This is a genomic window from Methanobrevibacter sp. (assembly GCF_030539665.1).
Taxonomy (GTDB): domain Archaea; phylum Methanobacteriota; class Methanobacteria; order Methanobacteriales; family Methanobacteriaceae; genus Methanocatella.
The window spans coordinates 63,007-76,676 of the sequence record NZ_JAUNXR010000002.1 but is presented as its reverse complement, the minus strand read 5'-3'; the positions used below and the strand labels follow the sequence as shown (position 1 = coordinate 76,676).

The window sequence follows — 13,670 nt, the reverse complement described above, 5'->3', positions numbered from 1 at the left end:
CAACCATATAATTAGTGAGATTATGAAAATTTTAAAACAAGACAAAAAAGAAGGAATGATGGAGCTACTTCCCGAAACATTAGATGACTTATGGCATCTTTCACACATTGTTGAAGTTGGGGACAATGTTTCTTCTAAAACAACAAGACGTATACAGGACAATACTGGGGATAAGCTAAGAAGCGACAGGGGTGTCAAAAAAACATTTTTCTTAGGTATCGAAGTTGAAAGTATAAGTTTTCATATATTCACTGGTAAATTAAGATTGACAGGGGTAATTACAAGGGGTCCTGAAGATTTGATTCCATTAGGATCTCACCACACCTTGGAGGTTAAGTTGAATACTCCACTTATAATTAAAAAGGACAAATGGTCAAAGTATGCTATAAAAAGGGTCAATCAAGCTATTGAATCTTCTAAAAAGTTATCTGCAATCATAGTGGTTCTTGAAGATGACACTGCCACATTGGGCCTTATCAGACAATTTGGAATAGAGTATTACGGCCCGATTAACGGTTCTGTTTCAGGTAAGCGCATAATCGATAAGAACAGAAATAAGAACATTCTACAGTTCTATCAAAAAATCGTTGACGCAATTCTAAAATTTGATGACATTCAAAACATAATCGTTGCAGGTCCTGGTTTCGTTAAGAATGATTTTTATGACTTTCTAAAAGACAAATATAAAGATCTGGCTAAAAAGTCCATTGTTGAAAACATAGGCACTGGGGGAAGGGTAGGTATTGGTGAAGTGATTAAAAAGGGAACAGTGGAAAAACTAACTGTGGAAAATAGGGTTGCCAATGAAATAATGGCAGTAAACGATCTACTCACCAACATTGCTAAAAATTCTTCAAAAGTGGTTTACGGCCTTCAACAAACAAAGGATGCAGTAAATATGGGTGCTGTTGAAAAATTGCTTGTATTGGATTTGGAAATTCCTAAAAACAATCTGGAGAGCATCATGGAAATTGTTGAAAATATGAGTGGTGAAGTTGTGGTCATAAGTTCCGAACATGAAGGTGGACAACAATTGGAATCTTTAGGAGGAGTTGCTGCAATTTTGAGATATGCAATTTCTTAAATTATATATAATATTAATGCTATAATATTATTTTAATAGAATTTTATTTTTTATTTCGTGATAATTATGTATGAATCAATGGTTATTGTATTTATCTATATATTCATTTTATCCGCTTTAGGTACAGTGGCTTTAACAATGGTATTTAGATATTTAGGTAATAGGGGGTACTTGGGAAACCTATATCCTAATGTAAGGGGAGGAATTCCAAGAGCTATAGGAATAGTTCCATTTTTAATTTTATGTTTTTACTTCTTGCCTGGATACAATAGTCTAATTTTAATCATAGGGGTTTTTGCACTATTTGATGATATTTTAGGACGTCAAAGAATCGCATCTATTTCAATTGAATGGGGTCAGCTCGCAAGAGGAATAGGTATGATTTTGGTGATGATTGCGGGATTCTATTTGGATTTGGGATTTGCAGCAATTTTCATTGCACTTTTAATTCAGCCAATCAATATTTCAGATATGCAGCCAGGTACAACCTGTATGATTACAATCATAATGTCTTTAGTCACTATTATTCTAATGGTAGCTTTCGGCGTACCTCCTGTTAATGAGCTTCCTGCATTCTATACTCCATTGGTATTGTTAATAGTATGTTTAGGATACTGTCCATTGGATTTCTCAGGAAAGATAATGCTTGGGGAAGTCGGAAATCATTCATTTGCAATTGCATTGGGTATTTCATTCTACTTGCTCGGAGGTTTGGTTGGAGTTATTGTCTTAGGATTAATAACCACTGCTCTTACAGCATTCGTAAGGAGAAGTACTCTAAGACCATTCCTTTCAAGAAATCTGGGCATTAAAAATCCAACATTTGGAGATTTCTTCATGGATGTATTGACTGGTGGAGGCCTTGGAGATCTATTGAGAAAATTGATTTTGAAAGACACTCAGTATGTTGTCAGAAATCCAATATTGATAATGTTAGGATTCAGAAGATTGTTATTCAATCCGTATGCATCAAGAAATGCAAATTTCATTTCAAACAGACGTTCTAACAACAATAAAGTAAGATTAGGTAAATTATAGAGGGATTCTATGAAGGCGTTAGTTGTTATTACTGGTAGAGGTCTTGGTGGGGATGCTTCTATAGCTTTAAACACTATTAAAGCACTTGAAAAACAGGGTGTTGAATGTGAAATAGCTCTTGATAAATCAGCTCCAGGAATTTTATTTAAAAATAATGGTTATTCATGGCACAAGATTTCAATTCCCGTTGCAGGGGGTTTTGTTGCAACAAAAAAATCAGCAATTAAGGCAGCTTTTAAAATGATTAATGCAACATTTGAAATCAGAAAGCTTATTAAAAAACTTGATGTGGACTTTGTTTTAGGAGTTATTGGTGGAGGAGCTATTGTAGGTTCAGTTGGCGCCAAATTGGCAGGCAAGCCAGCAGCTTCCATTATTTGTACTCCTTTGGATACAAAAGTCTGTACAAAATTCAATCCGTGTTTTGTTTTGCCTGAAGCAAACCTTTATAAACATGAAAATCTCCCAAAAGGTGTTTCAAAAACCTATTTCCCTGTAAACCATGGTCTTGTTAAGGGAGATAAAAATAAAGCTTTGGAAAAATTAAGGGAAGAGAAGAAATTTGATGAAAATAAAAGAACCATTTTGTTCTCTTCAGGATCTTCAATATTTAAAGGAATGATTGAAGGCGCCAATAACTTTGCAGAATTGACTGATGATTATAATTTGGTTTTAATAGGTCTTCCATTGCATGATGATTATTTGGATAACCTGAATGAAAATATCATCTATCTGGGTTATATCAACTGGTTATCTGATTTATTTGATTATATTGATTTGGCTGTTGTAACTGATGATGGTTTAACCATTCAGGAAGCGGTGGCCTGTGAGGTTCCTAGCATTTCCCTTACAAGAATTAAATGGGGAAGATATCACAATATGGAAGAGGTATTCAAGGGCGCTACAATAGAAGCCGAAGTTTATAACTTGAATGATAAGATAAAAGAGGCTTTGGATATTGCTGATGATCTTAGGGCAGGATGTAAAAAATATTCTGCAGACATAGCTATTTCTCAAGATCTTTTAGCGGAAAGAATAATAGAAAAAGTAAAAAAATAATGGTTTTTTCATAACCACATATTTTTTATTATTTTATAGTTTGTATCAGTTGACGGATGTACCTCTATAAAGTCAGCATAATCGTCCAAATCATAGTTTTCTCTCATTAAGTATGATAGATAAGCTATGTCGTCTCCTGATGATGGGGATATGGTAGCTATTTTTTTGATTTTATTTTCATTTGCATCAAAGGATATCTTTGCCATTCCAGTATCTCCTGTTAGAATATTCCAGAATATTCCAGGTCCGGCTATTCCAGGTATTGCAATGTCTACAATTTCAGCGTTTTCAGGTATGTTTTTATCTTCAACAAAACTGACTTCAAGATTCAATGTCAACGCTTGAGGAATATCATCGTAGCTTATTTTATTTGCATACCCAGCCATGTTTCTAGTGGCACATATTCCTTCTTTTCTCGCTACTGGTGTTAGTTGATATCCTCCAGTAACATCTCCGGCAGCATATATGTGTTCTTCACTAGTTTGCATAAACTCATTGACTTTTATGGTTCCATTTGGATTTAATTCCACAACGTCCTTAACAATTTCAGAGTTGGCAACTCTTCCAGTTGCAAAAAATGCAGTTCCCTCAAATTTTTCCCCAGTTGAAGTTATGACGCTATTTTTGGTAATCTTGCAAACATCCACATTTTCATAGACTTTCACTTCAGGAATTAAATTTTCCAGAATGTATTTGTTTATGGCTGAATCGTTTATGTCCTTTAGAAATCCGCTTCTTGCAAGTATTGTCACTTCACTTCCAAGCTTTGCATAGATGTTCGCTATTTCACAGGCTATTATTCCTCCGCCGATTATCACTAGCTTTTTGGGAATAGAATCGATTTTCAAAATGTCCTTGTTTGTAAGGCCGTATTCGGCTCCTGGAATGTCCGGTATGAATGGCCTTGCTCCAGTAGCTATTAGAAGCTTTTCATAACTGAAACTTTCACCATTTACAATGACATTTTCTCCTTCGACGCTGGCCTCTCCATATATTATTGTATTTCCAACACTTTCATTTTCCATCTGGTTTAATTTTCTAAGCTTTTTCTGGGTTTCAATTATTTTTTCAGTAATCTTTTCATATGAAATGTCAAGCTGGCTTTTGACAAATCCAAGGGCATTGAATCTGTTATTTGTTTCAATATATTTTGTAATGTCTGTCAATGCACAAATAACCATGCATCCTTCATTCAAGCAGGTTCCTGCAATATGGTTTTTTTCAATTAATAGAACTTCTTCACCTAATTTTCCAAGCTCAAGTGATCCAAGTCTTCCGGCAGGTCCTGAACCTATTACTATATTTTTCATTTATTCACCACATTTAGATAATTTTATATATAATCTATTTATATAGTTTATAATAATATTTTGTTTTTCAAACTATTTTTAAGGAGGATTAAATCATGTGTATTGCAGCACCTGCTCAAGTAGTAGAGATAAATAAAGAAGAAGGATGTTTATTTGCTGATTTTGGAGGGGTAAGACAAGAAGCAAAAATAAGTTTGTTACCTGATGTTGAAATAGGCGATTATGTGTTAATACATGCAGGTTATGCTATTGAAAAATTAACCGAGGAAGCAGCAAAAGAATCTCTTGAAGCTTGGGAAGAATTAATGGAAGTTCTCGAAGAAGAAGATAGAGAAATGGAACTGGCAAGAAAAGATGCCGGTATGTTAGACTAGTAAATAGAAACTCTATTTACTCCTTTTATTTTTAAGAATTCGTTTATGGTGTCTCCTGGAACCATTTCATTAGTAATTATGGTTAAGTGAGGATATTCTTCCATTTCAATGTCTTCGGCATAGGCCTGACGGATATTTACTTTTTTTTCAGATATTATCTTTGTAACTGCAGAAAGAATATTTTCATTTTCAGAGGTCACTTCAATTTCAATCACACCGAGATTTAAACTTTTAGCAATATTTTTTAAAAGTGTTCCTGCAGGCATGATGTTGTTAAAAAGATTGAATAATTCGGGATCGTTTTGAATGACTTCAATTGTTGATTTTATTGCTCTTCTATCGACATTGGCGGCAGTAGCTAGTGACTTGTCACTTATTTTAAGGTTACCACAATATATTTTCCCGTCATCGTTCAAACTTAATCCAAGTTCGATCATCTTTTTAGCTACCTTCATTCTGGCAGGATATTTTTCAAATTTTTCCCTTAATTTTTCCCACATTATAAAACCTTTTTTCATTTAAGTTATATAGTTATTAGGTTGTTAAATTATAAAAAATTAAGGATAAAAAAACAGTTATTTGAATATAAAATTATCTTAAAAGTGTTAAAATATTAAAAATAGTAGGCTAGATGGGATTCGAACCCATGACCTCCCGGTTATCAGCCGAGCGCGCTAACCAAGCTGTGCCACTAGCCTATAAAAACAAATTAGAAATCATATTGATTTCAATCAACAATTATACTATATTTTTCATTATATATAAATGTTATCCATTTATTAAAAATAAAATGTGTATGGACACATTTTTATTTGTTAATCATTTCGTTAATGGAATCTGCCATCATGTGTCCTTCAATAACAATTTCAGCTTTTTCGATTCCTTCAACTTTTTCAGCTTCATTTTTTGCATCAGCTGCGATACGTGCAACACTCATACAACCTGGGTTGGTTGGTTTAATGACAATTTTAGCTTTGTCGCCGTCTACATCGATATCTTGTACAATACCCATTTCTACGATACTTACTCCCATATGAGGGTCATTTATTACTGCGACAGCATCTCTAACTTTGTTAATCATTTCTTCTGACATAAAATTCCTCCTTCATTATATAAGAAAATTAATTGTCTATTAATAAGTGTATTAGTAATAATATATATAACTAATGTATTGTCACATCAAAAATTAACCATCTTTTCAATATTAAATTATTTATTCTATAAAAACATATACTCTTTATTGAAAATAATATTCTTTGTATATTTATGGTGGAAAAATTATGGATGATAAGATAAGTATTATTTTACCTATTTTTAATGTAGGTCCTCACTTGAGGGGAGGTATTGATTCGCTAATCAATCAGACAATCGGCCATGAAAATCTTGAAATTATTATGGTTGATGACTGTTCCAAAGACGATAGTGGGGAAATTATTGATGAATACGCCGCTAAATATGACTGTTGCAAAGCCATTCATTTTGAAGAGAATAGCGGATCTGCAACCGCTCCCAGAAATAGGGGGATTGAGGAGGCTACAGGAAATTATCTGATGTTTTTGGATCCTGATGACAGATTTGTTGAAGACGCTTGCGAAACTTTATATGCTGCAATAGTTGAACATGATGCTGATGTTGCATTTGCTCGTTTTAGGCGAATATTTCCAGATAAGGTTCAGAAATCCTATTCTCCATTTATTGACGATCTAGAGACAAATTATCCTGGTGAAGAATTTCAGGAGGCAAATCCTTTAAATATTTCCGATGCTCTTTGGAAAAGCGTTTTTAAAAGAATCCTTTATGGAAGGGACAATCCATCAAATTACAATAGGGATAGGCCAATCGATGAAATTGTTATTGAGGACATTCAGGAAGAAATAGATATCCTAAACATTCCCCCTGCAGTTTGGAGCAAGATATACAGGGCAGATTTCATTAAAAATAATGATATTCGTTTTCCCGATTTTCGTTGCGGGGAGGATTTGGCATTCTCATTTGAAGTTTTCCTTAAGGCAAAAGGCATAGTATTTTTAAACAATTACATGTGTTGCAATTATTATATTCGTGATTCTGGTGAGGACAAGTCAATAACTCATGATGTTGATGCAAGATTCTTGAAAGAGCTAATGGATTCATATACATATTGCAGAAAACTAACTGTAAATTATCCAAAAGAGGTGCAGGTTACAATAGATCCTTATCTTATGTATTGGATAAACGCTTGGAGAGGAGCTTCACTTACAAAAGAAGAAAATATAGAACTTCTTAAAAGTATTAACAAGCTAAGGGAAATACACAAAAGTTCTTTAAAATCAATATTGCTGCTGTCCACAATGTCAACATTGGTGGAATCTGCAATACATACAAAAAAAAGTAATTAAGGGTTTTATTTTACCCTATATTTTATTTTTACACCAATCCCGTTTTTGCATGCTTCCATTTCACGGCCAGTCATCACCGCTTTTCCAACTCCAACAACCTCATCGTCTTTTACAACAACAACCTCATCTTGAGGAATTATGTTGTGGGATGCCTTATTAATTCCTGGTGCAAATACTGTATTAGTTTCAAGATTGAAATCGATATTTACAATATTCAATCCCAAATCTTTAAGAATTTCTCCCCCTTTCAAATTAAGAGTATAAAGGCCATAATCTCTATTTAGCATAGCTATAGGCTGATTGTCCACCATGATTTTCCTGTGGTATCTTCCACGGGTTTTCACATTGTCTGGTATAAACTCAACAGCTTTCGGACCCCATTGATAAACAGCAATTGATCTGAGTTCATGCAGGACTTTTTCTCTTCTAGGAACCTTTTCATGATTTTTAAGTTCGGTTCTTAAGTTGTAGATTGAATCTGGTGAAGTTGGTCTTCCGTTTTCACAGGTATATGTGCATTCATCCAAATACTGTCTGCAAACTTCTTCATATCCTCCGCTTACATTTGCAACGACATTTTTTCCTTTTACATATTCCTTAAGAAGTTTTCCAGCTTCATCAATCTCGTCCTGTGACCAGTCCCCTGTAACTGCAACATCATATGATTGGATCGGGAATGTATTTTCAAGTTCCCTTGGGCATATTCCAAAAGGAGAAGTTATTATTAGTTCTTGAAATGAACGTGTAGCTTTTCTAAACTGCATGTGTGATTTAGAATTAGAATAAGGTTTTTTCATACTGCATGGAAGTAGGACTACAGTATCTCCCATTGGTTTCATAAGTTCCATTCTTTCTCTCCATCTAACAGCTTCTGGACGGTAGAGAGATTCTTCACTTGAGCATATTACTTTCATTTTTGTTCACGCTTGTTTAAGTTCATTATGAAGTAAAATAAGCCTATCTATTTTTTCTTCAGGATTATCTACTTTTCTTCTAATTTTATCAATTACAAAATTAAGGTCCACTTCTTCGGTTCCACTTATCAGGTTATCGCTATGTGCAACAATTTTTTCCTCTAACGTTTGGGGAACATATGATTTTATTGGAAGCCCTAGTTCTTCTGCTTCTTTTTCGGTTATTCCTGCTCCAATATGTCTTTCTATGATATTGCATACCTTTTCATCATAACCGAGTTCTTCAGCTATTTTTGCACCCTCGATGGCATGTTTTATTCCATGGGTTTTGCTTCTACCAATATCATGAAGTAGAGAACCTGTTTTAATAAGATCTAAATCAACATTATCAAAATCTTTAGCCATTTTCATAGATTTTTTATAAACTGCAATACAATGATCTATGACATTTTCGGGGCATTTGGCCTTTTTTAAGACTTCTATTTCCATTGTATCTATTTGATTTTCTTTGAAAATGATTTGAAATTATTCTCTACAATTTCAATGTCCCTTTTCAACTCTTCAATTATTTCAGCATTGTCGTGGAAAATCAATTCTTCACCACATTCCGGACAGATAAATTCTAGTTCTGATGAATTTTCAAAGTTTAATCTGTAATGTCCTTCCGGACAAATGAAAAACATGTTTGACTCTTCGTTTTCTAATTCTTCATTTAATTGTTTGAGGGTAAGCTCTGAAGAATTTTTAATTATATTTATAACTTCTTCTTCATCGAATTTCCAGCTGTAGGTGTACCATTGGGTTTCAGGGTCTTTGCTTCTTTTGTAGCTTGCTAATCCTGCATCATATAGTTTGTATAAAAATTTTCTAACAAAATTCAATTTTATGCCGGTTTTTTCAGCAATTTCCTCATCAGTACCTATTCCATCAATAAGGCATTTGACGATTTCTAAATTTTCTTCAGTTTCTAGTATGCTTAATAATAAAGATTTTACTAATGGGTCATCAATCATGTAGTTTCTCCTAAACAGTTATGGAACTATAATTTATAATATTAATAATATGGTTTTATATTAATATAAATTTTTCTTTCTAATTATCACTGCCGGAGTATGGGTTATTGAGTCCAATGCTTCAATGGTTACCCCTCCCTCATCAGTTCCTAAAACTGATTTGACGCTGTGTATGGTTGCCATTGCAGTTTCTAATGATTTCTGATAGTCTTCAGCAATATTTGCTATTTTCAACCCTTCCTCAACACTAATTTCATCGGAACATCCTAAAGGTGTGGATCCCATATTTTCGGACAGCTGTCCTTTAACATATCCAAAAACTCCCTTGTCCGCTTCAATTCCATCAATGGCTATTGGAAGTCCTGTAAAATATTTTCCATTTTTCATATATGTTGCATCGGTATCGATAATCATTACCTTTACGTCTTTGTTTATCTCTTTCTTAATTTCTGATGCTACCTTTTCAGGATTTTCAGGCAAAAGCGAAACGCTGGTTCCGGGAGCATTGCTCAAATCAATCCCTGCTTCTGAAGCTGGTTTTAAAGCATGTTTCAATCCATATAGCTGTAGGACAACCTCTTTGTGTGCTTGTGTTTCAGGAGGCAATCTTCTTAAGTTTTTTATCGTTCTTTTTTTAATTCCCAGGAGGGGTCCGAACAAATATCCCCATAGGTATTTGCTCCAGACTCCTGCAAGTAGTTTTGCTGTAATTCCAGGTTTATAATTCGCCTCATCAACAAGCCTTCCCTGTGATATGGATATTGGAGTTTCGGCAATTACCAGATAATCTCCATCTTCCATTAATTCTTTTGCAGGTTCTATTATAACATCCAAATTTTCATTTGGTTTGATGTAGCCAGTTTCAATAGGTATTATGTAATAATCTTCAATTTCAGTATGTTTTATGTTATTTAATGAATTCATGTAAATCTTAAATAATATATAGGATATCGGATTATATAATTATAATTGAAACTGGTGGTTATATGGAGGAAAAGGTAGAATATTTTGACAAAGAAGGTAAGCAAAATACTGCAAAAGTAATTGAACTTGTTAAGGAAAGATTAGAACGCTCTGATGATATAAATTATGTTGTTGTGGCATCTGCAACTGGTGAATCTGCATTGTTGTTGGCTGATGCACTTGATGATATTGATGTTAAGATAATCAATGTAACTCATCATGCCGGTTTTAAGAATCCTAATGAATTGGACATTTCTGATGAAATGATCGGGAAACTAAATGAAAAAGGGATCTATACTTTCATAGGATCCCATGCTTTGAGCGGTGTTGGCCGTGGAATAACTAACAGGTTTGGGGGAATTAATCCTTCTGATATTATTGCTGAAACACTTAGGATGTTTTCACACGGTATTAAGGTAGGTGCTGAAATATCTATCATGACTGCTGATGCTGGACTTATTCCTGTGGATGAGGAAATTATTGCTATTGGTGGAAGAGGCCAGGGATTGGATTCAGCGGCTGTTTTAACACCTGCTAATATGACTAATGTCTTTGATTTAAAATTCCATGAAATTATTGCTATGCCTAGACCATAGCTATTTTTTTAATTTATTTTTAAAAATCGTAATCTTTAAATTACTTGAAGAATGTATATATAATAATAGTATTAAATATTTGATTTTAACAATTTTCGCCATTATTTAATGTTATAATGGTTTATTATTCGTATTTTAATCATTAATTGATTATTGGTGCTATATGGATGATTTAAAGTATTTTTAGTTATTGTTATTCATTTTAAATTATTTTCATTCATATAGTAGTTGCATTTAAATATTAGTTAAAATATAAATATTAACAATTTAAAGTAGTCTATGTGGGGTTAGTTTGTGAAATTTATAGATGATGCAATTAAAGAATCCGAAAAAAGAATGGAAAAGAAACCACCTGAAAAAATTTCCGCTGATATTGATGATGATCTTATAGATATAATAAATAGAAATAAAGCAAATATCTATGTTGTAGGAGCAGGTGGAGCAGGAAACAATACAGTTTCAAGATTGAACGAAATGGGTATTGAAGGTGCTACAACAATTACTGTAAACACTGATGCGCAAGATTTATATTATAGTGAAGCTAGCAAAAAGATTCTTCTTGGAAAGCAAACCTGTGGAGGGCTTGGTGCTGGAGGCCAACCTGAAATTGGAGAAGAGTGTGCTGAAGAAAGTGAAGATGAAATTAGGGATGAATTAGAAGGCGCAGATATGGTATTTGTTACCTGTGGTCTTGGTGGAGGAACCGGTACTGGTTCAGCTCCAATCATTTCTAAATTAGCTAAAAAAACAGGTGCATTGACTGTTGCAGTAGCTACCATGCCGTTTTCAGCTGAAGGAATCAGAAGAAGAGAAAATGCAGAAGAAGGTTTGGCAAAACTTAAAGAAGCTGCTGACACTGTAATTATTATTCCAAATGACAAATTATTGGAAGTTGCTCCTAATTTACCTTTAAACAAAGCATTCATGGTTTCTGATGAAATCTTGGGAAGAGCTGTTAAAGGAATTACCGAATTGATCACAAAACAAGGTTTAGTAAGTCTTGATTTTGCTGATATCAGAAGTATCATGGAAGGTTCTGGAATGGCAATGATTGGTATGGGAGAATCCAATTCTGGCGATAGAGCTTTAGAATCTGTACATGAAGCATTAAGCAGCCCATTATTAGATATTGATGTATCCAATGCTACTGGTGCATTAATTAACATTTCAAGTAATTCTGACTTAACTTTACATGAATCTGAAAAGATTGTACAAGTTGTTGCAGACAAACTTGATCCGGAAGCAAATATTATTTGGGGAGCTCAAATTGACGAGTCCTTAGACAATACAATCAGAACCACTATTGTAGTTTCCGGAATCCAATCTGAAGACGATTCTGATAGGATTAAGGTAAATGAATCTGCTATCATTAAAGATGATGAAGATGACTTAGATGATTTCATTGATGGAATCTTCTAATTTTATTTTTTATTATTTGATGCAAAACATTATTAATTAATAAATTATAAATTATTTTCATTGCTTTATTTTAACATAATTTTTATTTTATAGTTTTATTGGGATTTTTAAAATGAATGCGCAAGAAAAATTAGAAAAAACTTGGAAAGATTGTAAAAGAGTATTAAAAGTATCAAGAAAACCAGATGGTGAAGAATACATGCAGTTTTCTAAAATCACTGCTTTGGGTATTGTTGTAATTGGTATCATCGGTTTTGTTATTGTTTTAATAAGTCAATTAATTGGATTATAGTTTTCCTATTCCAATTTTTTATTATTAATCTCAATAAGATATTTTTTTTAAACTATTTTTTCATTTCAAATAACCTTTTTTTTGAAACATTTAAATACTACTTTTTATAAACTATTAATATTATATAAATCTTGATTTAATCATGGTTTCTATAATACTTTTATTTAATAATTGATTTTATTAACAAGTAGAAATATTGAATAGGTGAATTTTTCATGGAAAATACTGAGAATACCATATACGCTCTTAAGACATCTGCTGGTCAAGAAAAGAATGTAGCTAGGTTATTAGCTCGTAAAGCTCACCTAGATGGTGTTGGTATTTCATCAATCCTTGCCCCTGAATCTTTAAAAGGGTACATCTTAGTTGAATCTTCAACAAAAATTGATTTAAGAAATCCGAATCTTAAAGTTCAACATTTAAGAGGGGTTGTTGAAGGTAAACATGGAATTACCTTTGAAGAGGCAAAAAGATTCTTAAAACCAGAACCTATTATTTCTTCAATTAAAGAAAGGAGTATTGTTGAACTTATTTCAGGTCCTTTCAAAGGAGAAAAAGCTAAAGTGGTTCGTATAGATGAATCACGTGAAGAAGTAGTTCTCGAGTTAATAGAAGCAGCAGTACCTATTCCGGTTACTGTAAAAGCTGATCAAATTAGAATCATACAAAAGGAGGCTGACTAATGGCTAAAGATACAGTCGAAGTTCTTATCGAAGGTGGAAGCGCAACTGCTGGAACTCCATTAGGCCCAGCATTAGGACCTTTCGGTATTAATATGATGCAAGTTGTTGAAGAAATCAACAATAAAAGTGCTGATTTCGCAGGTATGAAAGTTCCTGTAAAAATTAGTATTGATCGTGATACCAAAGAATTCGAAGTCGAAATTGGTACACCACCAACTACATCACTTATTATGGAAGAATTAGGCATAGAAAAAGCTTCCCATGAACCAGGTTTAGACATTGTTAATGATTTACCGATTGACAAAGCTTTAAAAATCGCAAGAATGAAATTCGATTCTTTACTTGCTAACGATTACAAAGCTGGAGTTAAAGAGGTTATGGGAACTTGTGTAAGTATGGGACTTTCTGTTGACGGTAAAGACCCAAGAGATGCACAAAAAGATGTAGATGCTGGAGTATATGATGATATTTTAGTAGAATGAATATCATTAGTATAGAATAGAATTAAATTTATACACAGTGTATATGATGTTATAATTCATAATTA

17 protein-coding genes and 1 tRNA gene are annotated in these 13,670 nt (G+C 33.3%); 10 read left to right on the top strand and 8 right to left on the bottom strand.

Annotated elements, in window-relative coordinates; all coding sequences use genetic code 11:
* Positions 1-22: 22 nt before the first annotated feature.
* The 3 genes from Q4P18_RS02905 (at position 23) to Q4P18_RS02895 (ending at position 3,181) form a co-directional block, all read left to right on the top strand.
* Positions 23-1,084, top strand: a complete 1,062-nt coding sequence (locus Q4P18_RS02905) for an mRNA surveillance protein pelota (protein WP_303335349.1) — start codon at positions 23-25, stop codon at positions 1,082-1,084.
* Between the two features lie 63 nt (positions 1,085-1,147).
* Complete coding sequence (locus Q4P18_RS02900) at positions 1,148-2,122, top strand: cell wall biosynthesis protein (protein ID WP_303335909.1); 975 nt, start codon at positions 1,148-1,150, stop codon at positions 2,120-2,122.
* A gap of 9 nt (positions 2,123-2,131) precedes the next feature.
* Positions 2,132-3,181, top strand: a complete 1,050-nt coding sequence (locus tag Q4P18_RS02895) for a glycosyltransferase (RefSeq protein WP_303335347.1) — start codon at positions 2,132-2,134, stop codon at positions 3,179-3,181.
* 8 nt (positions 3,182-3,189) lie between these two features.
* Here Q4P18_RS02895 and Q4P18_RS02890 read toward each other — a convergent pair whose 3' ends face one another.
* Positions 3,190-4,491 carry an NAD(P)/FAD-dependent oxidoreductase gene (locus tag Q4P18_RS02890; protein ID WP_303335345.1) on the bottom strand — a complete coding sequence of 434 codons (1,302 nt, stop codon included), beginning with the start codon at positions 4,489-4,491 and terminating at the stop codon, positions 3,190-3,192.
* A gap of 95 nt (positions 4,492-4,586) precedes the next feature.
* Here Q4P18_RS02890 and Q4P18_RS02885 point away from each other — a divergent pair, with 95 nt between their 5' ends.
* Positions 4,587-4,865: a HypC/HybG/HupF family hydrogenase formation chaperone gene (locus Q4P18_RS02885; protein ID WP_303335342.1), complete on the top strand. Its 279-nt coding sequence runs from the start codon at positions 4,587-4,589 to the stop codon at positions 4,863-4,865.
* Here the strand turns inward: Q4P18_RS02885 and Q4P18_RS02880 are convergent.
* The 3 genes from Q4P18_RS02880 to Q4P18_RS02870 form a co-directional block, all read right to left on the bottom strand.
* Positions 4,862-5,365 (bottom strand): amino acid-binding protein, encoded by a 504-nt coding sequence (locus Q4P18_RS02880; RefSeq protein ID WP_303335340.1) that lies wholly within the window; start codon positions 5,363-5,365, stop codon positions 4,862-4,864. The genes Q4P18_RS02885 and Q4P18_RS02880 overlap by 4 nt on opposite strands.
* Positions 5,366-5,488: 123 nt before the next feature.
* A tRNA-Ile gene (locus Q4P18_RS02875) sits at positions 5,489-5,563 on the bottom strand.
* Between the two features lie 110 nt (positions 5,564-5,673).
* Positions 5,674-5,958: a metal-sulfur cluster assembly factor gene (locus tag Q4P18_RS02870; RefSeq protein WP_303335338.1), complete on the bottom strand. Its 285-nt coding sequence runs from the start codon at positions 5,956-5,958 to the stop codon at positions 5,674-5,676.
* A gap of 187 nt (positions 5,959-6,145) precedes the next feature.
* Here Q4P18_RS02870 and Q4P18_RS02865 point away from each other — a divergent pair, with 187 nt between their 5' ends.
* Positions 6,146-7,243, top strand: coding sequence for a glycosyltransferase family 2 protein (locus tag Q4P18_RS02865; RefSeq protein WP_303335336.1), 1,098 nt, complete (start codon positions 6,146-6,148; stop codon positions 7,241-7,243).
* Between the two features lie 5 nt (positions 7,244-7,248).
* On the opposite strand, the gene Q4P18_RS02860 is transcribed toward Q4P18_RS02865, so the two are convergent.
* Genes Q4P18_RS02860 through Q4P18_RS02845 form a run of 4 tightly spaced genes read right to left on the bottom strand, consistent with a single transcriptional unit; the run spans position 7,249 to position 10,094 of the window.
* Complete coding sequence (locus Q4P18_RS02860) at positions 7,249-8,157, bottom strand: DUF5591 domain-containing protein (protein ID WP_303335334.1); 909 nt, start codon at positions 8,155-8,157, stop codon at positions 7,249-7,251.
* Positions 8,158-8,163: 6 nt separating this feature from the next.
* Positions 8,164-8,646 (bottom strand): TIGR00295 family protein, encoded by a 483-nt coding sequence (locus Q4P18_RS02855; protein ID WP_303335332.1) that lies wholly within the window; start codon positions 8,644-8,646, stop codon positions 8,164-8,166.
* 5 nt (positions 8,647-8,651) lie between these two features.
* A complete protein-coding gene (gene tfe / locus Q4P18_RS02850; protein WP_303335329.1) occupies positions 8,652-9,170 on the bottom strand; it encodes a transcription factor E in 519 nt (172 codons plus the stop codon).
* Positions 9,171-9,230: 60 nt separating this feature from the next.
* Complete coding sequence (locus Q4P18_RS02845) at positions 9,231-10,094, bottom strand: coenzyme F420-0:L-glutamate ligase (RefSeq protein WP_303335328.1); 864 nt, start codon at positions 10,092-10,094, stop codon at positions 9,231-9,233.
* 62 nt (positions 10,095-10,156) lie between these two features.
* Here Q4P18_RS02845 and Q4P18_RS02840 point away from each other — a divergent pair, with 62 nt between their 5' ends.
* The 5 genes from Q4P18_RS02840 (at position 10,157) to Q4P18_RS02820 (ending at position 13,605) form a co-directional block, all read left to right on the top strand.
* Complete coding sequence (locus Q4P18_RS02840; RefSeq protein ID WP_303335326.1) at positions 10,157-10,729, top strand: pyruvate kinase alpha/beta domain-containing protein; 573 nt, start codon at positions 10,157-10,159, stop codon at positions 10,727-10,729.
* Between the two features lie 294 nt (positions 10,730-11,023).
* Positions 11,024-12,148, top strand: a complete 1,125-nt coding sequence (gene ftsZ, locus Q4P18_RS02835) for a cell division protein FtsZ (protein ID WP_303335325.1) — start codon at positions 11,024-11,026, stop codon at positions 12,146-12,148.
* Between the two features lie 112 nt (positions 12,149-12,260).
* On the top strand, positions 12,261-12,440 hold the full coding sequence (locus Q4P18_RS02830) for a protein translocase SEC61 complex subunit gamma (RefSeq protein ID WP_303335321.1): 180 nt from the start codon (positions 12,261-12,263) through the stop codon (positions 12,438-12,440).
* A gap of 215 nt (positions 12,441-12,655) precedes the next feature.
* Positions 12,656-13,123, top strand: a complete 468-nt coding sequence (locus Q4P18_RS02825) for a transcription elongation factor Spt5 (protein ID WP_303335318.1) — start codon at positions 12,656-12,658, stop codon at positions 13,121-13,123.
* The gene (locus Q4P18_RS02820; RefSeq protein ID WP_303335316.1) at positions 13,123-13,605 is read left to right on the top strand and encodes a 50S ribosomal protein L11; all 483 of its coding nucleotides are present in this window, start codon (positions 13,123-13,125) and stop codon (positions 13,603-13,605) included. The genes Q4P18_RS02825 and Q4P18_RS02820 overlap by 1 nt, the downstream gene beginning before the upstream one ends.
* Positions 13,606-13,670: the final 65 nt, after the last annotated feature.